The following is a 21,647-nucleotide window of genomic DNA, read 5'->3' as shown; positions in this document are numbered from 1 at the left end:
CGTAACGATCGAACCGATAGGACTCTTCATGCACAAACCTTTCAAACTTCTGGCGACAGCTGCTGTCGCTACCGTACTCGCACTGCCGCTCGCCGCGCAGGATGACGCAGGCCCAAAGGCCGATACCGTCGTCGCCACCGTTAACGGAACGGACATCACCGTGGGCCACATGATCGTGGCCCGTGCCGCGCTGCCTCCGCAGTATCAGGAACTGCCGGACGACGTGCTGTTTACCGGCATCCTCGACCAGCTCATTCAGCAGGCCGCGCTGGCCGATACGTTTGAGGGCGACCTGCCCGCCCGCGTCACACTGTCGCTGGAGAACGAGAAGCGTTCGCTCACCGCAGGCGAAGTGATCGAAAAGATGATGGCCGATCCCCTGCCCGAGGCCGATGTTCAGGCCGCCTATGACGAACAGTTCGGAAGCGCCGAGCCTGAGCAGGAATTCAACGCCTCCCATATCCTCGTGGAAACCGAGGAAGAGGCGCGCGAGATCATGGAAACCGTCAAGGGCGGTGCCGATTTCGTCGAGACCGCAAAGGAAAAGTCGACCGGCCCATCCGGCCCCGGTGGCGGCTCGCTGGGCTGGTTCGGCAAGGGCGCGATGGTTCCTGCCTTCGAAGCAGCGGTGGTGGAGCTTGAACCCGGCGAGGTTTCCGAGCCGGTCCAAACCCAGTTCGGCTGGCATGTGATCAAGCTGAACGAAACCCGCACCGCCGAGGCCCCCGCGCTGGAGGACGTGCGCACCGATATCGAAAACCAGTTGCGCCAAGAGACCCTTCAGGCCGAGATCGAGCGTCTGGCAGAGGCTGCGGATGTCGACCGCAAGGATGTCGAAAGCATCGATCCCGCGGTCCTGAAGCAGACCGAATTGCTGGAGTAATCCATGGGAAAGAAGCTGGCCGTATCGCCGCTGGCCCCGGCCAGCTTTCCCGATCTTCCCGTCATCGAAGGGGTGACCTTTGCGACCGCCGCTGCAGGCGTGCGCTACAAGGACCGTACCGACGTGATGCTGGCCCTGCTCGCCCCCGGAAGTGTGGTGGCGGGGGCTTTCACCCGCTCCGCCACGCGGGCCGCCCCGGTACTGGATTGTCAGGCCAAGATCGGCGGCACCTCTGATGAAGGTGCCGCCATCCTCGTGAATTCGGGCAATGCCAATGCCTTCACGGGCCGCAGCGGTGTCACCTCGGTGGAGGCGATCACCGCCGCCGTCGCGGAAACCTGTGGCATCCCGCAGGCGCGGGTCTTTACCTCTTCGACCGGGGTGATCGGTGAACCGCTGCCCCACGACAGGGTCATCGCCGCTCTCGATAGCCTCAAGGCGGATCAGGACGCGGGCGGCATCGCCGAAGCCGCGAAGGCCATCATGACCACCGATACCTTCCCCAAGGGTGCCCGGGAAACCATCGAGGTCGACGGCAAGGAAGTGCGCATCGCCGGTATCGCCAAGGGTTCGGGCATGATCGCGCCCGATATGGCGACGATGCTGGTCTATATCTTCACGGATGCGAAAATCGGCCTGGCCGATCTGCAGCACATCGTTTCGGAACATACGGAACGGACCTTCAACTGCATCACGGTCGACAGCGACACCTCCACCTCGGACACGCTGCTGATGGCCGCCACGGGCGCCTCGGGCGTCGATGTGAGCGAAAGCGACGCCTTCGATCAGGCGGTTCACCGGATCATGCGGGATCTGGCGCATCAGGTGGTGCGCGACGGCGAGGGTGCGACCAAGTTCGTCGAGATCACCGTATCCGGCGCAGCCAGCGATTCCGATGCAAAGGTCCATGCCCTGTCCATCGCCAATTCGCCACTGATCAAGACAGCAATCGCCGGTCAGGATCCCAACTGGGGGCGGGTTGTCATGGCCATCGGCAAATCGGGCGCAGCCGCCGACCGGGATCGCATCGCGATCCGGTTCGGTGATGTCGAAGTCGCAAAGGAAGGCTGGCGCAGCCCCGACTATTCCGAAGAGGCGGCGGCCAGGCATATGAAGGGCGAAGAGATCAACATCGGCGTAGACCTCGGCCTAGGCGATGGGACGGCCACCGTCTGGACCTGCGATCTCACGCACGGCTATATCGACATCAACGCCGATTACCGCTCGTGAAAACTGTCACGGTCGCGGCCGTCGCGCTCATCGATCCTGACGGCCGCGTATTGCTGACCCAAAGGCCCGAAGGCAAGTCCATGGCGGGCCTTTGGGAATTCCCGGGTGGAAAGATCGAACCCGGCGAAACGCCCGAAGCGGCGCTGATCCGTGAATTGCAGGAAGAGCTGGGCATCGGTACCTGGGCGTCCTGTCTTGCCCCGTTGACCTTTGCGAGCCACAGCTACGAAAGCTTTCATCTGCTCATGCCGCTTTTTGCCTGCCGAAAATGGGAAGGCATTCCGCGCGGCCTTGAAGGGCAGGCGCTGAAATGGGTGCGGCCGCTGGACCTTAGATCCTACCCGATGCCCCCCGCCGACCTGCCGCTTATCCCCATCCTGCGCGACTGGCTCTGACGGTTTCACGGGCCGCACGGTCTTCCCTTTCCGCCCTATCGTTCCTGAACCATTCTGCGTCTGCAGCGTTGAGGATCGAAGCATGGGGCAGAACATTCGATGCAAGCGGACACCTATATCCTGATCATCAATCGCCGCTCCGGCAAGCAGGATGCGGAGAGCCGGGTGGATCGTATCCGTCGGTTGTTTGCCCAACACGGCGCCACGCTGGAGGTGTTGGAATTCGGCAAGGAAAACAGCCTCGCAGAAGTGACGCGCAAAGCCCTGCAGACCGAAGATGCCACCATCGTCGTCGCGGGCGGTGACGGGACGGTTTGCGGTGTATCCGAACTGGTCGTCGGGACGGGGCGCAAGATGGGGATCATCCCCTCCGGCACCTTCAACTATTTCGCCCGGTCGCTCGACATACCCGAAGACATCGACGCCGCCGTTCAGGTTATCCTGTCCGGGGAAACCGAACTGACCAAGGTCGCGCGGATCAACGACCGCGTATTCCTCAACAATGCCAGCCTGGGCGCCTATCCCGCAATCCTGCAAACCCGGGAAGGCATCTATCATCGTTGGGGGCGAAGCCGTGTCGCCGCCTATTGGTCGGTGATCAAGGCGCTCGCCACCCTGCGGGCCCCCATGCGGCTGACCGTGACGGTGGACGGCACGAAACATCGCTACCGCACACCGCTGATCTTCGCCGTCAACAACGCCTTCCAGCTTGAGCAGATGGCACTGGGCGGCGCCGATTGCATCGCTGCAGGCGAAATGGTGCTACTCGTCGCCCCGGACACCGATCGCTGGGGCATGTTGAAGCTGGCACTCGCCCTTGCCGTGGGAATGGCCCGTAAAAAGGTGGATTATGAACTCCACTGCGGCAAGGACATCAGGATCGAAATGGCGCGCAAGCGCCGGCACGTGGCGCGGGACGGAGAGCTGGACAAGATGCGCGGCCCCTTCCGCCTGACGTTATCGCAAGACAAGCTCGACGTGCTGGTGCCGTCTGGGCGAAAGGAGCAAACAAGATGAGCCGTATCGTTCACCTGTCCGACCTGCATTTCGGAAAGGACAGGCCCGATCTCCTCGAACCGCTGTTGGATGCGGTAAACCGTCTCTCTGCCGATATGGTCGCGATCTCGGGGGACCTGACCCAGCGCGCCCGGGCGACCGAATTTGCCTCTGCCCGGCGGTTCATCGATCGCGTGGAGGCACCCGTTCTCTGCGTGCCGGGGAACCATGACGTACCGATCCACCGCCCGCTGACCCGCTTCTTCCTGCCATGGCGCTATTTCAAGAAATTCATCGCACGGGATCTCACCCCGATCCACGAAGGCGAAGATTATACCGTGATCGGGGTTAACACCGTCGACCCGCTCAGCTGGCAAACAGGCAGGATGAGCGACAGGCGAATCCGCAAGGCCTGCCGGGCGCTGGAAGGTGTGGATGACCACAAGGCCCGCATACTTGTGGCCCACCACCCGCTCAATCATCCGCAGGAGACGAAGAAGCGACCGATCCCGGGGGCGGATCGCGCGCTGAACAAGCTGCTGGCCTGTGGGGCCGATCTGGTGCTGTCAGGCCATCTTCATACTTGGCACGTGGGGGAATTCGCCCGCGGCGAAGAAGGGGGTGCGGCGGTTCAGCTTCATGCCGGGACCAGCCTGTCCTCTCGCCTGCGGGGGGAGCCGAATGACTTCAACCTGATCGACATCAGTCCCGACTACTTCGAGATCTCGCGCATCGCCTATGCCGATGAAACCAGGACCTTTGAAACGACAGAGACCCGGCACTTCGACCGGGTCTCTCAGACAGTGCAGCCAGCGACGGACTGATTATTTAAGGGTGCGGGTCACTTCCTCACGCTCGAAAATTTCGATCACGTCGTCGGGGCGGATATCGTCGTAGTTCTCGAAGGCCATGCCGCATTCCTGACCGGACTGGACTTCGGGTACTTCGTCCTTGAAGCGCTTCAGGGTCTTCAGCGTGCCTTCGTGGATCACCACGTTGTCGCGCAGCAGACGGACACCCGCGCTGCGGCGTGCGACACCTTCGGTAACGAGGCAACCGGCAACCTTGCCCACGCCCGTGACCTTGAAGACTTCCTTGATGGTCGCGTAACCGATGAAGTTTTCCTTGATCTCCGCCGACAGCAGGCCCGAGGCCGCCGCTTTCACATCATCCACGAGATCGTAGATGACCGAATAATAGCGGATTTCCACGCCCTTCTGGTTCGCGGTATTGCGGGCAGATGCGTTCGCACGGACGTTGAAACCCATGATCGGCGCATTGGACGCTTCCGCAAGGCCGACATCGGTTTCGGTAATCGCGCCGACGCCTGAATGCAGCACGCGCACGCGCACCTCGTCGTTGCCGATCTTTTCCATCGCCTGAACGATCGCTTCGGCAGAGCCCTGCACATCGGCCTTGACCAGAATGGGCAATTCGCTGACGTTTTCGTCCGCCTTGGCGTTCGCCATCAGCTGTTCCAGCGTGGTGGCTGCACCGGCAGCGGCGCGCTTGTCCTTCGCGGCATTGGCCCGGTATTCGGCGATTTCACGCGCCTGCGCTTCGGTGTCGGTCACGTTCAGAACGTCACCGGCTTCGGGCGTACCGTTGAGGCCCAGAACCTCCACCGGAACCGACGGACCAGCTTCTTTCACGCGCTCACCCTGATCGTTGATCAGCGCACGGACCTTACCGTATTGCTCACCCACGACGAAGATATCGCCCTGCCGCAATGTGCCGTTCTGGATGAGAACGGTCGCGACCGGGCCGCGGCCCACGTCAAGCTGCGCTTCGATCACGGCGCCGACGGCGGCGCGGTTCGGGTTCGCCTTCAGTTCCAGAATCTCGGCCTGAAGCGCGATGGCTTCCAGCAGGTTGTCGAGCCCTTGACCGGTGGTGGCCGAAACCTCCACATCCTGTACGTCGCCAGAGAGCTTTTCCACGATGACTTCGTGTTGCAGCAGGTCGGTGCGCACCTTGTCAGGATTGGCCGCGGGCTTGTCGATCTTGTTGATCGCCACGATCATCGGCACTTTGGCCGCCTTGGCGTGGTTGATGGCCTCGATCGTCTGGGGCATCACGGCGTCATCCGCCGCAACCACCAGAACCACAATATCCGTCACCTGTGCCCCGCGTGACCGCATGGAGGTAAAGGCAGCGTGGCCCGGCGTATCGAGGAACGACAGCGTGGTGCCGCCATCGGTCGTTACCTGATAGGCACCGATATGCTGCGTGATGCCGCCGGCTTCGCCCGCGACAACCTTGGCATTCCGGATCGCGTCCAGCAGCGAGGTCTTGCCGTGGTCCACGTGGCCCATGATGGTAATGACGGGCGGGCGGTCGCGCAGCTCTTTGGGATCGTCCTCGACTTCCTTGATGACGTCTTCGACGTCGGCGTCGGAAACGCGCACGACCTTGTGGCCGAATTCCTCGATGATGAGTTCGGCTGTATCGGCGTCGATGGTTTCGTTCTGCGTCACCATCATGCCGTTGTTCATCAGCGCCTTGACCACTTCACCCACCCGTTCGGCCATGCGGTTCGCCAGTTCGGAAACCACGATCGCCGGGGGAAGCTGAACGTCACGCACGACCTTTTCGCGCTCGACACTGCCGCCCATCGCCTTCTGGCGCGCGCGCTCCTGCTTGCGCTTCATCTGCGCCATGGAACGCTGGCGGCCGCCTTCGCCGCCGGACAGCGCTTGGTTCAGCGTCAGCTTGCCGGAACGGCGGTTGTCGCCACCGCGGTTCTTCTTGTTGGTGTCTTCCCGATCCCGCTCCGTCTTGCGCGCCGGCGCACCGGAAGAGGATTTCGGGCTGGGTCCGCGCGATACGACGGGTTCCGCCGGCGGGGCGGATGCAGCCTGTGCGGCGGCTTCGGCTTCACGCTTGCGGCGCTCGTCTTCCTCGGCCTTGGCCTTGAGGCTTTCTTCGCGCTCGCGCTCTTCGGCTTCCTTGGCTTCCTGTTCGGCCCGGCGACGCTCACGCTCCTCGGCGCGGGCCTTTTCCTCGGCTTCGCGCTCGGCGGCTTCTTCCGCCTCCCGCGCCTTGGCGGCCTGCACGGCCTTCAGGCGGCGTTCCATTTCGGCATCGGTAATGCCTGCCGGACGCTTTGATGGATCACCCAGCGACTTGCCGCCCGCAGCGGGTTTGGCGGCGCCCGGCTTCGGCACCACGACACGCTTGCGCTTGGTTTCGACCACGACGTTCTTGGTCCGTCCGTGGCTAAAGCTTTGCTTTACGTTGCCCGGACGCGCGCCACCGCCGCGCAGACCCAATGTTTTCTTGCCGTCAGTATCGCTCATGAAGCTCGTCTATCCTTTCGGCTGGCCCTTGCCAGCCTCGTTTACGCGCACGCCTTTAAGTCTTTGGGCTTCCTCTACAACACGCTGCGTGAGTCCACCAGAGGCGAGCGCCCCATGTATCACAGTTTGACGACCGAATGCCAAACCCAATTCATCTGCGGTCAACCACCCGATGTAGTGACCGAAATGCGGTGTGCTCAACTTCGATTTTCCGCGCCCCGATCCGTCCACCGCCTGGATCAGCACTTCGGCTTCTTCGGTCTGCAGCCAGTTCTTTACCTTCTCGTAACCGGCGACCGCCTTGCCCGCCTTGCGCTGCAGCGAGATCAGATCGACCACGCGGCGCGCCAGTTGGGTCTCGATCTCGGCCACCAGATCCTCCGGCAGCCTGACCTGTTGTTTTGCGGAGCGGGAGAACAGGTTCTTCCGCACCGCCAGTTCCAGTGCCTTGCGGTCCGCCGCCACGTAGATGCCGCGCCCGGGCAGCTTGCCCATGATATCCGGCACCACCTGACCTTCGGGACCGACCACGAAGCGGATCAGCCCGTATTTCGGCTGCACCTCTCCCGTGGCAATGCACTTGCGTTCGGGACCGTCCGTCCGGTCATGCGAGGCGCCACCGCGTCCCATTCAGAGCCCCCGAGGCCTGCGATCAGGCCCCGGCCTCCTCGGTTTCGTCTTCGCCTTCTTCCTCGCCCTCTTCGGTTTCGAGGTCGGCGGGATCGACCCAACCCAGCATCACCCGCGCGGTCATGATCATATCCTGCGCTTCCTCAAGGCTGATGCCGAAGGTTTCCAGCGTGCCGTCGTCCTTCACGCGCTCACCGTCGACCGTCGTCCAGCCACCGGCCAGTTCCCAGTCGGCGCAGGTCGCGAAATCTTCGAGCGTTTTCACGTCGTCCTTGGCGAGCGCCTCTATCATCTGGGGCGTCAGCCCTTCGAATTCAATGAGGCTATCTTCGGCACCCAGCGCCCGGGCGGATTCCAGTGCGGCCTTGTTCTGCGCTTCCAGCACATCGCGGGCACGCGCCTGCAGTTCGTTCGCCGTGTCCTCGTCCACACCATCGATCACCAGCAGTTCGTCGACCTCGACATAGGCGACTTCTTCCAGATTGGTGAACCCTTCGGAAACCAGAAGCTGGGCAAAGAATTCGTCCAGATCGAGGTTGTCCATGAACAGCTTGGTGCGCAGTTCGAATTCCGCCTGACGACGCTGGCTTTCCTGTTCTTCGGTCATGATATCGATATCAAGACCGGTAAGCTGGCTTGCCAGCCGCACGTTCTGGCCCCGGCGACCGATGGCGAGCGAAAGCTGCTCTTCGGGCACCACCACTTCGATCTTCCCGGCTTCCTCGTCCAGAACCACCTTGGATACCTCGGCAGGCTGAAGCGCGTTCACGAGGAATGTCGGCTGGTCTTCGTTCCACGGGATGATGTCGATCTTTTCACCCTGAAGCTCGTTCACCACTGCCTGAACGCGGCTGCCGCGCATACCCACACAGGCGCCGACGGGATCAATGGAATTGTCATAGCTGATCACGGCGATCTTGGCGCGCGAACCGGGGTCGCGGGCCACTGCCTTGATCTCGATGATGCCGTCGTAGATTTCCGGCACTTCCATCTTGAACAGTTCCGCCATGAATTCGGGCGCGGTGCGGCTGAGGAAGATCTGCGGGCCGCGCTGCTCGCGGCGCACATCCTTGATATAGACGCGGATACGGTCGTTCGGGCGATAGCTTTCGCGGCCGATCTTTTCGTTCCGGCGCAGGATCGCTTCACCGGCACCCACGTCGACGATGATGTTGCCGTATTCCTCGCGCTTGACGAGCCCGTTGATGATGGTGCCCGCACGATCCTTGAACTCTTCGAACTGGCGGTCACGCTCGGCTTCGCGGACCTTCTGCAGAATCACCTGCTTTGCGGATTGCGCCGCGATGCGGCCCATTTCCACGGGGGGCACTTCCTCCACATAGGTGTCACCCACCTTGGGATCATCCATGTACTGCTTCGCCTGCTCGACGGTGAACTCGGACTGGTAGTTCTCCAGCTCCTCGTCCTCCACCACGGTGCGGACACGGGTAAAGGTCGCGCGGCCCGTCTTGCGGTCGATGGAAACGCGAATGTCCATCTCGGCGCCGTAGCGGGACTTCGCCGCCCGGGCGAGCGATTCTTCCATCGCCTCGACCACCAGACCGGGGTCGATCATCTTTTCACGGGCGACCGCCTCGGCGGTTTGCAGCAGTTCAAGCTGGTTGGCGGATGTAATGGCCATCAGTCGTCTCCCTCGGCAGACTGTTCAGTCTCAATGTCGTCAAACTTGGTTTCGTCAATCGCACCGGACGCTTTGCGCTGGCGCAGCATTTCCTTGATCAGCTCGTCAGTCAGCACCAGCTTGGCATCCGACAGCCAATCGAACTTCAGCCCGATGGTGCCTTCTTCCACGTTGATCAGCACCTCGTCGCCTTCCGTGCCCGCCAGCTCGCCCTTGAAGCGGCGGCGGCCATCGATCAGGTCCACCGTTTCCAGCTTGGCCTCGTAGCCTTCGAACGCTTCGAAATCCTTGAGCCGGGTCAGGGGCCGGTCGATACCGGGGCTGGAAACCTCCAGCGTGTATTCATCGAGGATCGGATCCTCCACATCGAGAACCGCGCTGATGGACTGGCTGATCAACGCCAACTCATCGACCTCGATGCCGCCCTCGGGCCGGTCGGCCATCACCTGAAGCGTGATCGACTTGCCGCTCATCAGCCGGACGCGCACGAGCTCAAAGCCCAGATCCTCGATCACCGGGGTGATGATCTCGGCCAGGCGTCGGTCCATGGCTGCTTTGGCAATCAGGTCGTTCGACATCAGGTTTCCACGTTACTGCGGGCACAAAAAAACGGGCGCGCGGCCCGTTATCAAGATCGGTGGAGCGATTGGTTTGGACCCGATCGCGCCGCTGTTGAAGGGGATATACGCCCGATCCGCCCCGTCTGCAACCCCCGTCAGGCGAACCACCACCGGCGGGGGGCGCGCAGGTCATCGAAGGGCAGCTCTGCGCCTTGCCGTGCGCCCAGCGCCAGTTCGCGGCTGACGATCTGGCGACAGCCCTCGTCGGTGGGCAGAACCGCATGTTCGCGACTGGGTTCGCATGCGTCCCCCTCGGCCAGATCGAGCGCATCCACGAGATGTTCGTCGAAGGCCTGCAGCCGCACCGCGGCACTTGGGATCGAAACCAGTTCGACGGTATCGAACCACGCCGAAGCCCCCTCCGTCCGGTGGCCGGGGACGCGCTCCGCCACCACCCGCCGCCCCGGGCTGAATTCCACCAGCCGGTAAGGCCCGGTCCCGATTCCCGCCGCATCGGCACCCGGCCTGCCGATCGCGAAACCCGGCCCCGCCAGCCGGAAGGGGAGACCCGCATCCGGGCGGGAGAGGGTTATTTCAACGCCGGACTTGCCCAGCGCCTTCACCGTATCCGGTTCACCCAAGCCCCTGCGCAGGCTGTCGGCCACGTCTTCTGCCGTCATGAGATGACCATCATGGAATGCCACGTCCTGCCGCAGGTCGAACCGCCAGGTCTGGCCGTTGTCTGCACTGCGCCACCCCTGCGCGAGATCCCCGCGCAGCGTACCGTCCGCCGCGACCTCCGTCAGTGTATCGTGGACAAGTCCCACGCGGGCAAGCTGCATGAAAAGCCCGCCACCCGTGGCCCATATATCGTCCCGGCGGCCGCCCGACACCGCTAGCCGCAACCGCCCGCCCCGCCGCGCCATTCCGGCGGCCGAAACGCCGGAAACCGCCAGCAAGGCGGCGGCGGCACCCATCCCGAAAAGGGCCCGGCGGTCGAGTGCGGGACGACGGGTCATGACACTGCGATCCTGTCCATCGTGCGAACCAGTTCGGCACTGATCCCCGGCTCCGACAGGGCGTGCCCGGCGTTGCGCACCATCTTGAGTTCGCATTTGTCCCACTTCTGGGCCAGCGCATAGGCGCTGGTGGGCGGGCAGATCATGTCATACCGGCCCTGAACGATCACACCCGGAATATCCGCAATGCGGCTCGCATGGGCGAGGATCTGGCCATCGAACTCCAGGAAACCCGCATGGGTGAAATAATGATTCTCCAACCGGGCGAAGGCCCGCGAATAGTCGCTCGGTCCTTCGTGCCCCGCGCCGGAGGAATGGATGGACGCCAGCGCATTTTCCCACGCCGCCCACGCGCGGCCAAAGCGCTGCTCCTCGGCGAGGTTTCCGCTGAATAGGCGCTTGTGGTAAGCGCCTATCATGTCGTGGCGCTCCTCCTCCGGCACGAGCGACACGAATCGCTGCCAGACCTCGGGCCAGAATTTGCCCGCCCCGCCGCCGTAGAACCAGTCCAGCTCTCCCTTGGTCATCAGGAAGACCCCCCGTAGAACGAGGTTCCGCACCGGCTCGGGATGGGTTTCGGCATAGATCAGCGCCAGCGTCGCGCCCCAAGAACCGCCGAAGACGATCCACTCCTCGATGCCCAGCGTCTTGCGGATCAACTCGATATCGGCGACCAGATGCCACGTCGTATTGTCAGTGACCGAGGCATGGGGCCGCGACCGTCCGCAACCACGCTGATCGAACAGGATGACACGATACCGCGAGGGATCGAAATAGCGCCGCATGGACGGGCTGCACCCGCCACCCGGCCCGCCGTGCAACACCACAACGGGAATGCCATCGGGGTTGCCGCATTGTTCGACATAGATGTGATGCCCCTGCCCCACGGCCAGTGTGCGCTGGTCGTAGGGATCGATCGGTGGGTACAGATGCTGTGCCGCGCGCTTTTGATCGGGAATTTTGTCCATGTCCGCCCTATATAGTGTCGCGACCCAGAAGAGCATAGGGAATCCGGAATGCAAGCGCATCAGACAACTGTGGATCCGGCGGAAATCGCCAAGTTCGAAGCCATGGCAGCGGAGTGGTGGGATCCGGAAGGGAAATTCAAGCCGCTGCATATGCTGAACCCCTGCCGGCTGGACTACATCACCAGTCAGATCGCAGGCGAGTTCGGGCGCGACCTGTCAGCGCAGCGCCCCTTCGAGGGGCTGCGCATCCTCGATATCGGCTGCGGGGGCGGGCTGCTTGCAGAACCCATGGCGCGGCTGGGCGCGGACGTCGTCGGCGCGGACGCCGCCGAAGGGAACATTTCCGTGGCGCGGATCCATGCAGAGCAATCGGAGCTGGAGGTGGATTATCGCCACACTACCGCCGAGGCGCTGGCCCAGGCCGGGGAAACCTTCGATGTCGTGCTCAACATGGAGGTCGTGGAACATGTCGCCTCCCCCATCGACTACCTGACAGCCTGTCATGATCTGTTGAAACCCGGCGGGCTGCACATCTGCTCGACCCTGAACCGCAATCCGAAATCCTATGTGATGGCAATCATCGGGGCGGAGCATGTGATGCGCTGGCTGCCCAAGGGCACCCACGAATGGTCCAAGTTCATCACCCCCGATGAACTCTTCGATCTGCTGCGGCGCGCCGGTCTCACCCCCGTCGATCGCAAGGGATTCGTGTTCAACCCAGTCACATGGTCATGGCGGCTGTCGTCGCGCGATCTCAGCGTGAACTACGTGACGGCCAGCACGCGCCCCGAAACCGGCTAGGCCAGACGGCGGCGAATTTCGCGCAGGATCGGCAGGGCATCCCGCACCCGGTCCTCGCCCAGATCGTCGACCACCTGATTGATCATCGGCGTGATCGCGTCGACCGCCGCGTCGCGGGCCTGTCGGCCTGCCGGGCTGATGGCGACCATCTTCCGGCGGGCATCGTCCCAGTCGGGCCGAACATGGATATAGCCGGCCCATTCCAGCTTGGACAACGTGTTGGTCATCGCGCCGCGCGTGACATTGAAGGTCGCCGCCAGTTTCGCGGGGGAGCGTTCCTCCCCATGAAAGGCGAGCGCGTTCAGAACGGAAAAATGCGAAATCTCCATGCCCTTGGGCAGAACGCGCGACAATCGGTGCCGAACGGACTGATCGGCAGCCAGCAGTTCACTGAACAACTGGATCGCGAATATGTTGCGGTCTTCGCTCATGGCTGCGCAAAAGATCGACGGTTCGCCATGCTGGGCACCCGTCGGCGCGCTGTCTCCACTTCCTTGGGGTCGATTTCAAACATGTAGACCCCGGGCGCTTCGCCCGCGTCAAGCACAACCTCTCCCCAGGGGGCCACGACAAGGCTATGACCATAGGTGTCGCGGGTTTTGTTGGCGGCGCTTTGATGCGTGCCGGTCTGCGCGGGCGCCAGGACGAAGCACCCCGTTTCAATGGCCCGCGCGCGCAGCAGGGCATGCCAGTGAGCCGCGCCGGTAACGGGCGAAAACGCCGCCGGCACTGTCAGGATTTGGGCGCCAGCATCGACGAGCGCCTGATAAAGTTGCGGAAAGCGCAGGTCATAGCAGATGGACATCCCCAGCGTGCCCCAAGGCGTCTGCGCCACCACCGCCTGCGTGCCGGGGCGGTAGCCCGCCGATTCGCGGTAGGTTTCGGTTTCGTCGATTTCCACGTCGAACATGTGGATCTTGTCATAGCGCGCCTGAACCGCCCCGTCGGGATCGATCAGGAAGGACCGGTTGGCAAAGCGCCCGTCCGGATCCTCCGTCTGCAATCCGAGCGATCCGATCAGCAGCCAGATCCCATGGGCGTTGGCCTCTTCCCTCAACGCGGCGAGTGTTTCGTCCTCGCTTTCGGCCCGCAGGACCTTTGCCTGTTGCGCGCGGCTGGTGGAGACACAGTTCGTCACCTCCGGCGTCAGCACGAACTGAGCGCCCTGCGCCGCCGCATCGCGAAGATAATCCACCGTCCGGGGCAGGTTTTCCGCTGGATCGTCGCTCGCGTTCAGTTGCAGAAGCGCGCCGCGCATCAGTCCGCCAACAGGGGGTCGAGTTTGCCCGCGCGCTCCAGTGCATGCAGGTCGTCCGATCCGCCGACATGTTGGTCGCCGATGAATATCTGCGGCACGGTGCGGCCCCCGTTGGCGCGCTGCACCATCTCGGCCTTGCGATCAGGATTCGACAGCACGTCGATTTCCGTGAAGTTGACGCCCTTCTGGTTCAACAGGCGTTTCGCGGCGTGGCAAAAGCCGCACAGCGGCGATGTGTAGATCTCGACAGGCTTCATGACCTCATCCTTTCTGCATCAGGTGTTGCACAGGACTTAGGTCTCTTTGGCCACCCGCGCCAGTGTCGCCACCGCAATCTCTCCCGATCCTGCGTGACGGCAGCACTGCGCGGCGGTCGAAAGGGTCGCGCCGGAGGTCAGCACGTCGTCCACCAGCAGAACGGGCCGCCCCGCCAGAGACGCCGCGTGGCGCGAATGGATGCGCATGCTGCCCTGCAGGAGCGCGAATCGTTCCTCCCGCCCCAGGCCGTCGAGGGACTCCGTTCGCCGGACCCGTTGAAGGAGGTTCGGACACCACGAAAGACCAAGCTGGCGCGCCACCGAACGCGCAAGCAGTGCCGACTGGTTGTATCGCCGCTTTATGGTCCGCGTCCAATGCAGCGGAACGGGGGCGACAAGGGTATCGGCCGCCAATGTCCTGTCCCCCATGGCGTGCACCATCCACCGGCCCGCAGGTTGCGCGATCTCCTGCCGGTCGCCGTGCTTGAGCGCCAGTACGAGCTTTCGCCCCGTCCCGTCGTAGATAAGCGCGGACCGCGCCCACCGCCACGGCGGGGGCGCCGCCATGCAGGCATCACAGGTCAACCCGTCTTCGCCCGGACCCGGCAGCGGTACGGAGCAACTGTCGCAGATGGCCCCCGCGATGAATGGCGTATCGCGCCAACAAGGCCCGCAAAGCCCGAATTCCGATCCGACCGTCATGCCGCAGCCAAGGCACCTGGGCGGATATATCGCAGCCAGTGCCGTTTGAAGTCCCCGCGCCTGCACCTTATTGTCGCTCCATGCCGCCACCCAATATCCTGACAGATCCCATCGCCCTTCAGAGCCGCCGCCGTCGGGCAACGGAAGCGGGCGATTTTCTGCACCGTCTCGCCATCGACGAGATCGAGGATCGGCTTGAAAGCGTTAACAAGTCCTTTACCGCGCCCGCGGTGGTCACCGGCTGGCCGGAGATCTGGCGCGATGTGCTTCCGACCGCGCGCATCGTTGCGGACGACGAGACTTTGCAACTGGAGGTCGACCAGCATGATCTGCTGATCCACGCCATGAGCCTGCACTGGGCGAACGACCCCGTGGGCCAGTTGATCCAGAGCCGCCGGGCGCTGCGCCCCGATGGGCTGTTCCTCGGGGTGTGCTACGCAGGGCAGACGCTCAATGAATTGCGCAGATGTCTCGGCGAAGCCGAAGCCGCTATCTCAGGCGGGCTGTCGCCCCGCGTGGCCCCCATGGCGGACCTGCGCGACTGGGGCGGGCTGCTCCAGCGCGCGGGGCTGGCCCTGCCCGTGGCCGACAGCGTGACAACACGGGTGGAATACGATGACCTGCACGCCCTGATGCGCGATCTCCGCGCGATGGGGGAGACCAACGCGCTCGCCGCTCGGCTGCGCCGACCCACGCGCCGGGCCGTGATGGATCGCGCGGCAGAGCTTTACGCCACCCATTTCCCGGGCCAGCACAAGGCGATCACCGCCACCTTTGAAATGGTATTTCTTGCCGGTTGGGCCCCTGATGCCACCCAGCCGAAACCCCTGCGCCCCGGGTCGGCACAACAACGGCTCGCCGATGCGCTCGGCACGCAGGAAAAACCATTGTCGGATTGACCGAAGTCACCGCTCCGCTATGTGATCGGCGTTACAAGAACAGGAGAGACCATGACAAAATCCCGCCCGGCACACGCACCGTCCGACCACCCGGCGGTGCCCCAAGCCCGTGTGGGCGTTTTGTTGGCGAACCTCGGAACGCCGGACCACTACGATTACTGGTCCATGCGCCGCTACCTGAACGAATTCCTCTCCGACCGCCGGGTGATCGATTACAGCCCGTGGAAATGGCAGCCTTTGCTGCAACTCGTCATCCTGTCCAAACGCCCCTTTACCAGCGGGGCCGCCTATAAATCGATCTGGAACGAAGAGCAGAACGAAAGCCCGCTGATGACGATCACCAAGGCGCAGACCGCGGCGATCGAGGCCGAAGTCAAAGCGCGCTACGGCGATGACGTGATCGTCGATTTCTGCATGCGCTACGGAAACCCCTCCACCCGGTCAAAAGTACAACAGATGATCGAGGCGGGATGCCAGAAACTCCTCTTCTTCCCGCTCTACCCGCAATACGCCGGAGCCACCTCCGCCACGGCGAATGACGCGTTCTTTGCAGCGCTCAGCAAGGAAAAATGGCAACCGGCGAGCCGTACGGTCGCCCCCTATTTCGACAGACCAAGCTATATCGAGGCGCTCGCCCAATCCATCGAATGTGCCTATGCGGCCGCCGCCGAAAAGCCGCAGTTGCTGGTCTGCTCCTATCACGGCGTGCCGACCCGTTATCTGATGGAGGGCGATCCCTACCATTGCCAGTGCCAGAAAACGACGCGACTGCTGAAAGAACGGCTGGGATGGGACGACACGCAGATCATCACGACGTTCCAGTCCCGCTTCGGCCCCGAAGAATGGCTCCAGCCCTATACGGTGGAGGAGGTCGCGCGGCAGGCGAAGGCCGGCAATCGCAACATCGCCGTCTGCGCGCCCGCCTTTTCCGCCGACTGCATTGAAACGCTCGAAGAGATCAATGAAGAGATTCGCGAAAGCTTCGAGGAAGCGGGCGGCGAGCGATTTACCTATATACCCTGTCTGAACGATGACGCCGCCCATGTCTCAGCACTGGTCGAGGTGATCGAGGAAAACCTGCAGGGCTGGGTAGACTAGGCTTTTGGTTCAACGGGGAGCGGGCATGAAAAAAGGCGGTGCAAGCACCGCCTTTTCCAAATTCTGAATCTGCCTGAAACTCAGGAAGTTGCCGCGACCAGAACGGCCAGCAGGAACAGCGGCAGCAGGATGCCGCCCGAGGAACCTGTTGGCTCTTCAACGATGACAACCGGCGCTTCGACGACGGGCTCAACAACCGGATCGGCGAGAGACCCTGCGGATGCCATGGATGCGGTTGCAGCGAAAGCAGCCGCCAGAACGAGTTTTTTCATAGTGAATCCTCCTGTAGTTGCGCCCACTCATGTGGATACGCTTACGAACTTACCTCATGCTCTTTCTAAACAGCATGATGCAGCCCGAGAAAACAGGTTTTCGCATTCACCCAGCACAACCCAAGGGATTGTCGTCAAATAAGCAACACTTGCGTGCCGACCGTGGTCAGCGCGAACAGTTCGGCGATATGCTCATTATAAAGCCCGATGCAACCGTTCGACGACCGGCGGCCGATCTTGCGCGTGTCGTGCGTACCGTGGATGCGGTAATACGTCCAGCTGAGGTAGAGCGCATGGGAACCGAGCGGGTTGTCCGGACCGGGGCCGACATAGGCGGGCCAGTCGGGGTTACGCTTTAGCATCGACGGGGTCGGGCGCCAGCTGGGGCCCTCCACCTTCTTGATCACGCGGGTACGACCGCGGCGGGTCAGATCCTCGGTCAGCGGAACGCTGGAGGGATAGAGTTTGTAGACGCTCTGATCGTGGGACCAGAAATGCACCGCGCGGGTGTCGATATCCACGAGCACGGCGCCATTGCGGGTGTCCTTGAAATAGGGGCGCCAATCCAGTTGCCGGAAGCTGGAGATGTTTCGCTGCGCGCTGCCGCCAACGGTTACGTCCGCTTCGGTGGTCGCGGCGCTGTTCACGCCTGTCGTGCTCTGTGCCAGCGCCGGTGTCGCCAGCAAAGCGGCGCTCCCTGCAATAAAGGCCCGGCGTGATGAAAGGGGATTACGTGCGTCAGACATCGTGAGACTCCGCTGGATGAACGAACTTGTGCAATCCGGTCCCTTATATGGGCGCAAAGACGCAGTTTCAAATCAATCAAGCGTCATTTGGCAGAGTAACGCCGATGTGCGTTTGCCCTGCCACGCCCGGCGCGGTAAGTGATCGGAAAGTATTATCTCGTGGAGCCTCCAATGATCAGACTGATCTCCCTGCTGTTTGCCGCCTCTGTTGTCCTGTCCGCCTGCGCGTCTTCCTACCCGACGACGCCCGACGGCTCCGCGGGCTACCGGATCAGTTCCAGCGAGGAAGGCGAGATTCAGTTCCGGATGCTGGACGCCGTCAATGCCCTGCGCAGCGCGGCTGGCGCGGGCCAGCTTCAGCTCGACGCAAAGCTCAACGCGGCGGCGGCCACCCATGCGCGGGACATGGCGGTTCAAGCGCGGCCATGGCACTTCGGGTCTGACGGGTCCTCCCCCGTCGATCGTATCCAGCGCGTGGGCTACACCGGCGGCCTGGTCGGAGAGGTCATTTCTGAAACCTACGAAACGGAACTCGAAACGCTGACCGCATGGATGGACTCGCCCGACACGCGGCGCATCATCCTCGCCCCCGAAGCGCGCAACATGGGCTTCTCCTGGCATCAGGAATCCAACGGCAAGATCTGGTGGACGATGGTTCTGGGCAACTGACCCCGAAGGGTCAGCGCCCCTGCCAGGTCGGTCCTAGCGGCCGATGACGATGGGGGTGCCGTCCCGCACCATCGAATAGATATCCTCGATCTCGGCGTTCGTGACCGCGATACAGCCCCAGGTCCAGTCCGATGTCTCGGGCTTGAAGGGGTTGCGCTGGCCGTGGATGAAGATATCGCCACCCGGTTTCTTGCCCATGGATTCCGCCATCGCCAGATCTTCGGCGTTGGGATAGGAAATGCCGATGGACAGATGGTACTTGCTGTTCGGGTTGCGGCGATCGATGTAGTAGCGCCCTTCGGGCGTGCGCCCGTCACCCTCGAACATCTTGTGGCCGATCGGGGCAAAGCCCAGCCGGATGTTGTATTGCTCAAGGATCTCGCCCTTGTGCATCAGGTACATCAGCCGGGACTGTTTGGACACGACGACCTGCGTCACCTCCGGCCCGTCGTACCGCTTGAACTTGGTGTTGTTGGTGCTGCTGCAAGCGCCCAGCGTAATAGCTGCGGTCGCTCCCATGAGAAGTTGCCTGCGTTGCATCTGCCAATGCCTCTGTCTTTTGTTGATTTGTTTCTGAATACCCGAAAACGGCGGAATCGCATAGCCGTCAAACGCAGAAGTTATCGCGGACGTGGCGAATTTTCATCTATCGAAAAGCACGCTGCAAGCTCCAGATGCGACGACCACCGGAACTGATCGACCGGCTGCGCCCAGTCGAGCCTGTAGCCCCCCGCCACCAGCACGGCTGCATCCCGGGCGAAGGTGACGGGGTTGCACGAGACATAGGCGATGCGCGCAGGCCGGGCGCGGACCAGTTCCGCCGTCTGCGCTTCGGCACCGGCCCGGGGCGGGTCGATCACGACGGCGTCGAACCGCGCCAGTTCATCGACAAGCAAGGGGCGGCGGAACAGATCCCGTGTCTGCGTGCTTACCGGGCTAAGGCCGCTCGTCTTGCGCCAGCCCGCTTCCAGCGCCTCCAACATCTCGCCTTCGCCCTCCACCGCGTGCACCTCGGCCTCCGAAGACAGCGGCAAGGCAAAGGTGCCGCAACCGGCGAAAAGGTCAGCAACCCGCCGGGGGGCACCGATCGCCTCCCGCACGGCATCGAGCAGCGCCGCCTCGCCATGCCGGGTGGCCTGCAGAAACGCACCGGGCGGCGGTACAACACGGGCCGCCCCGAATGTCTGATAGGGCGGGGACAGGGTCGCGATAACCTCACCGTCCCATGTCAGCCGGGCGACATTCGCCTGATCGCAAAAGGCCGCAAGCTGCTGCCGCGCTGGCGCGTCAAGCGGCTTTCCTCCCGTCGCGGCAATGTCCAACCCGGTGTCGGAGGCCGTCACCGTGACCGCAAGCGCCGCCTTTCGGCTGCCGCCCGCGATGGCGAGATGACGGGCAACCTCCATACCTTCCATCACCTCCGGCTCGAGAATCAGGCAACCCGGTATTTCGATCAGCACGTCGGAGCCCATGGCGTGGAACCCGGCCATGGCGCCCTTCTTGGTGCGCCGGGCGCCAAAAGTCGCGCGGCGGCGCGATCCGGGCGGCGATGTCACGATGGGCCGGATCTCCGTCTCCAGCCCCTGCGCGGCCAATGCGGTGTGCAGCACCTGCATCTTCCAGTCCGCGACGAAATCATCGGCGGCGTGCTGCAACTGGCATCCCCCGCAGGACCGGAAATGACGGCAAGGTGCCGCCACCCGCTCGGGCGAAGGGGTGACGATCCGAACCTCCGTCAGCCGCTGGCCGTCGGGCAAGCCGGTGATCGTCTCCCCCGGCAGGGTCATCGGTGCGAAAAGCGGTCCCTCGACCACCCCGTCCCCGTGAAGGCCCAGCCTTTCTACCGTGTACTGATCCATCCGTTCCTGCCTGTTCCCGGCGCCGCCCGCCCCGCTGCGTGCAGGAATAAGAACCAAGGCGTCACGCTGCCGCTTGAACGGCCCGCCCACTGCGTTTAAACACAGCCCCGGTCCGCCTCAATAGCTCAGCTGGTAGAGCAGGTCCTTCGTAAGGACAAGGTCGGGGGTTCGAGTCCCTCTTGAGGCACCATTTCTTCGCTAGCTACGATAGCCTTGCCCTTGAAGGTGACCCTTCCCTTCAGAAGGGCGTAGCGCAGCGGGTGCGCAGTCCCCGCAGGAATCAGGCCCCCAACGCCCTCACTCCGCCGCGCGGACGTTGAGAAAGCCGCCGGACTGGCGTTCCCAGTAGCGGGCATAAAGTCCCTCTCTGGCGAGCAGGTCCTCGTGGCTGCCCTCTTCGACGATGCGCCCGGCGTCCATCACCACGATCCGGTCCATCTCCGTCAGGGTGGACAGGCGGTGGGCGATGGCCAGCACGGTTTTCCCCGCCATTACCCGATCGAGCGCGGCCTGAATCGCGGCTTCGACCTCGCTGTCGAGGGCGCTGGTGGCCTCATCCAGCACGAGGATGGGCGCGTCTTTCAGGATAGCGCGGGCCAGTGCGATCCGCTGCCGCTGCCCGCCCGACAGTTTCACGCCGCGTTCGCCAAGATGCGCATCGTATCCGCGGCGGCCCATGTGGTCGCGAAGGTCGAGGATGAAATCATGCGCCTCCGCCCGTTTTGCCGCGGCGATGACCTCCTCGCGCGTGGCATCGGGGCGACCGTAGAGGATGTTGTCATGGGCGGAGCGGTTGAACATCGCCGTTTCCTGCGTGACCATGCCGATGTGACGGCGCAGGCTCTCCTGCGTGACGGCGCGCACGTCGGTGCCACCGATCCTCACCTGTCCTGATTCCGTATCGTAGAGCCGCAGCAGCAGCGCCACGAGCGTCGATTTCCCCGCCCCGGAGGCACCGACGATCCCGAGCTTTTCGCCCGGCTCCACCGTCAGGGTCACATCGTCGATCCCGCCGGTTTCGCGCCCATAGGCAAAGGTGACGCCGTCGAACTCGATCCGCGCGGCGGCCAGCTGCAGATCGACGGCTTCTGCGCCGTCCTCCATCCGGACGCGCGGGGTGAGGGTGCGCATCCCGTCCTCGACCTCGCCCACGTTGGCATAGATCTGCATCAGCGTGAAACTGACCCAGCCGGTCATCTGCGCGATCCGAATCGCGATGGCACCTGCGGCCACGATGTCGCCCTCCGTCGCCATACCCCGCTGCCACAGCACGAGCGTGCCGCCCAGCAGCAGCACAGGCAACAGCCCCGCGAGGCTCATCAGGGCAAGCCGGAACCCGGCGGCGAGATAGCCGAACTCCAGCGCCTTGCCGCGAAACGTCCGCATCGCGCCCAGTGCGGCCCGGTCTTCGTGGTCGGCGTGGGCGAACAGCTTGACCGTCTTGATGTTGGTGATGGTATCGAC

Annotated in this window: 24 protein-coding genes and 1 tRNA gene; 10 read left to right on the top strand and 15 right to left on the bottom strand. The window is 63.3% G+C overall.

Annotated elements, in window-relative coordinates:
* The first annotated feature begins 28 nt into the window (after positions 1-28).
* From A3728_RS11105 to A3728_RS11085, 5 genes are all read left to right on the top strand, one after another.
* Positions 29-883 (top strand): peptidylprolyl isomerase, encoded by an 855-nt coding sequence (locus tag A3728_RS11105; protein ID WP_067923503.1) that lies wholly within the window; start codon positions 29-31, stop codon positions 881-883.
* Between the two features lie 3 nt (positions 884-886).
* Entirely contained in the window at positions 887-2,113 is a 1,227-nt protein-coding gene (gene argJ, locus A3728_RS11100) for a bifunctional glutamate N-acetyltransferase/amino-acid acetyltransferase ArgJ (RefSeq protein WP_067923501.1), read from the top strand.
* The gene (gene mutT / locus A3728_RS11095; protein WP_067923498.1) at positions 2,110-2,508 is read left to right on the top strand and encodes an 8-oxo-dGTP diphosphatase MutT; all 399 of its coding nucleotides are present in this window, start codon (positions 2,110-2,112) and stop codon (positions 2,506-2,508) included. Before argJ ends, mutT begins: the two co-directional genes overlap by 4 nt.
* Before the next feature lie 99 nt (positions 2,509-2,607).
* Positions 2,608-3,525 carry a diacylglycerol/lipid kinase family protein gene (locus tag A3728_RS11090; protein ID WP_067923495.1) on the top strand — a complete coding sequence of 306 codons (918 nt, stop codon included), beginning with the start codon at positions 2,608-2,610 and terminating at the stop codon, positions 3,523-3,525.
* The gene (locus A3728_RS11085; protein WP_067923492.1) at positions 3,522-4,328 is read left to right on the top strand and encodes a metallophosphoesterase family protein; all 807 of its coding nucleotides are present in this window, start codon (positions 3,522-3,524) and stop codon (positions 4,326-4,328) included. Before A3728_RS11090 ends, A3728_RS11085 begins: the two co-directional genes overlap by 4 nt.
* Here the strand turns inward: A3728_RS11085 and infB are convergent, their stop codons facing one another.
* From infB to pip, 6 genes are all read right to left on the bottom strand, one after another.
* Positions 4,329-6,803 carry a translation initiation factor IF-2 gene (gene infB / locus A3728_RS11080; protein WP_067923489.1) on the bottom strand — a complete coding sequence of 825 codons (2,475 nt, stop codon included), beginning with the start codon at positions 6,801-6,803 and terminating at the stop codon, positions 4,329-4,331.
* A 9-nt stretch (positions 6,804-6,812) separates the two neighbouring features.
* Positions 6,813-7,433 (bottom strand): RNA-binding protein, encoded by a 621-nt coding sequence (locus A3728_RS11075; RefSeq protein WP_067923487.1) that lies wholly within the window; start codon positions 7,431-7,433, stop codon positions 6,813-6,815.
* Positions 7,434-7,455: 22 nt separating this feature from the next.
* A complete protein-coding gene (gene nusA / locus A3728_RS11070; protein ID WP_067923484.1) occupies positions 7,456-9,075 on the bottom strand; it encodes a transcription termination factor NusA in 1,620 nt (539 codons plus the stop codon).
* Positions 9,075-9,653 carry a ribosome maturation factor RimP gene (gene rimP / locus A3728_RS11065; protein ID WP_067923481.1) on the bottom strand — a complete coding sequence of 193 codons (579 nt, stop codon included), beginning with the start codon at positions 9,651-9,653 and terminating at the stop codon, positions 9,075-9,077. The genes nusA and rimP overlap by 1 nt, the downstream gene beginning before the upstream one ends.
* 137 nt (positions 9,654-9,790) lie before the next feature.
* The gene (locus A3728_RS11060) at positions 9,791-10,654 is read right to left on the bottom strand and encodes an ABC transporter substrate-binding protein (protein ID WP_067923478.1); all 864 of its coding nucleotides are present in this window, start codon (positions 10,652-10,654) and stop codon (positions 9,791-9,793) included.
* Entirely contained in the window at positions 10,651-11,622 is a 972-nt protein-coding gene (gene pip / locus A3728_RS11055) for a prolyl aminopeptidase (protein WP_067923475.1), read from the bottom strand. Before pip ends, A3728_RS11060 begins: the two co-directional genes overlap by 4 nt.
* A gap of 48 nt (positions 11,623-11,670) precedes the next feature.
* Between pip and ubiG the strand changes: the two genes are divergently transcribed.
* The gene (gene ubiG, locus A3728_RS11050) at positions 11,671-12,423 is read left to right on the top strand and encodes a bifunctional 2-polyprenyl-6-hydroxyphenol methylase/3-demethylubiquinol 3-O-methyltransferase UbiG (protein WP_067923472.1); all 753 of its coding nucleotides are present in this window, start codon (positions 11,671-11,673) and stop codon (positions 12,421-12,423) included.
* Here ubiG and A3728_RS11045 read toward each other — a convergent pair.
* Genes A3728_RS11045 through A3728_RS11030 form a run of 4 tightly spaced genes read right to left on the bottom strand, consistent with a single transcriptional unit; the run spans position 12,420 to position 14,706 of the window.
* Complete coding sequence (locus tag A3728_RS11045) at positions 12,420-12,854, bottom strand: MarR family winged helix-turn-helix transcriptional regulator (RefSeq protein ID WP_067923470.1); 435 nt, start codon at positions 12,852-12,854, stop codon at positions 12,420-12,422. The genes ubiG and A3728_RS11045 overlap by 4 nt on opposite strands.
* Entirely contained in the window at positions 12,851-13,681 is an 831-nt protein-coding gene (locus A3728_RS11040; RefSeq protein ID WP_067923467.1) for a carbon-nitrogen hydrolase family protein, read from the bottom strand. The genes A3728_RS11045 and A3728_RS11040 overlap by 4 nt, the downstream gene beginning before the upstream one ends.
* On the bottom strand, positions 13,681-13,938 hold the full coding sequence (gene grxC / locus A3728_RS11035) for a glutaredoxin 3 (RefSeq protein ID WP_067923465.1): 258 nt from the start codon (positions 13,936-13,938) through the stop codon (positions 13,681-13,683). The genes A3728_RS11040 and grxC overlap by 1 nt, the downstream gene beginning before the upstream one ends.
* 36 nt (positions 13,939-13,974) lie before the next feature.
* Positions 13,975-14,706, bottom strand: coding sequence for a ComF family protein (locus tag A3728_RS11030; RefSeq protein WP_067923462.1), 732 nt, complete (start codon positions 14,704-14,706; stop codon positions 13,975-13,977).
* Between the two features lie 14 nt (positions 14,707-14,720).
* Here A3728_RS11030 and A3728_RS11025 point away from each other — a divergent pair, with 14 nt between their 5' ends.
* Both A3728_RS11025 and hemH read left to right on the top strand, forming a co-directional pair.
* The gene (locus A3728_RS11025) at positions 14,721-15,539 is read left to right on the top strand and encodes an SAM-dependent methyltransferase (RefSeq protein WP_067923459.1); all 819 of its coding nucleotides are present in this window, start codon (positions 14,721-14,723) and stop codon (positions 15,537-15,539) included.
* Between the two features lie 51 nt (positions 15,540-15,590).
* On the top strand, positions 15,591-16,637 hold the full coding sequence (gene hemH / locus A3728_RS11020; RefSeq protein ID WP_067923456.1) for a ferrochelatase: 1,047 nt from the start codon (positions 15,591-15,593) through the stop codon (positions 16,635-16,637).
* Positions 16,638-16,717: 80 nt separating this feature from the next.
* Here the strand turns inward: hemH and A3728_RS11015 are convergent, their stop codons facing one another.
* Positions 16,718-16,909, bottom strand: coding sequence for a hypothetical protein (locus A3728_RS11015; protein ID WP_067923453.1), 192 nt, complete (start codon positions 16,907-16,909; stop codon positions 16,718-16,720).
* Between the two features lie 134 nt (positions 16,910-17,043).
* Positions 17,044-17,655, bottom strand: coding sequence for a L,D-transpeptidase (locus A3728_RS11010; RefSeq protein ID WP_067923450.1), 612 nt, complete (start codon positions 17,653-17,655; stop codon positions 17,044-17,046).
* A 171-nt stretch (positions 17,656-17,826) separates the two neighbouring features.
* Between A3728_RS11010 and A3728_RS11005 the strand changes: the two genes are divergently transcribed.
* Positions 17,827-18,324: a CAP domain-containing protein gene (locus tag A3728_RS11005; protein WP_067923447.1), complete on the top strand. Its 498-nt coding sequence runs from the start codon at positions 17,827-17,829 to the stop codon at positions 18,322-18,324.
* Positions 18,325-18,357: 33 nt separating this feature from the next.
* Here A3728_RS11005 and A3728_RS11000 read toward each other — a convergent pair whose 3' ends face one another.
* Both A3728_RS11000 and A3728_RS10995 read right to left on the bottom strand, forming a co-directional pair.
* The gene (locus tag A3728_RS11000) at positions 18,358-18,864 is read right to left on the bottom strand and encodes a L,D-transpeptidase family protein (protein ID WP_067923444.1); all 507 of its coding nucleotides are present in this window, start codon (positions 18,862-18,864) and stop codon (positions 18,358-18,360) included.
* Between the two features lie 80 nt (positions 18,865-18,944).
* Complete coding sequence (locus A3728_RS10995; protein WP_067923441.1) at positions 18,945-20,183, bottom strand: class I SAM-dependent RNA methyltransferase; 1,239 nt, start codon at positions 20,181-20,183, stop codon at positions 18,945-18,947.
* A gap of 114 nt (positions 20,184-20,297) precedes the next feature.
* On the opposite strand from A3728_RS10995, the gene A3728_RS10990 reads away from it, so the two are divergent.
* Positions 20,298-20,373, top strand: a tRNA-Thr gene (locus tag A3728_RS10990).
* Between the two features lie 107 nt (positions 20,374-20,480).
* On the opposite strand, the gene A3728_RS10985 is transcribed toward A3728_RS10990, so the two are convergent.
* A partial coding sequence (locus A3728_RS10985) for an ABC transporter ATP-binding protein (RefSeq protein ID WP_067923438.1) occupies positions 20,481-21,647 on the bottom strand: 1,167 nt, incomplete at its 5' end.

The sequence above is a fragment of the Sulfitobacter sp. HI0040 genome, assembly GCF_001634885.1.
In the GTDB taxonomy this organism is placed as follows: domain Bacteria; phylum Pseudomonadota; class Alphaproteobacteria; order Rhodobacterales; family Rhodobacteraceae; genus Sulfitobacter.
This window is presented reverse-complemented; position numbering and strand designations above follow the sequence as displayed.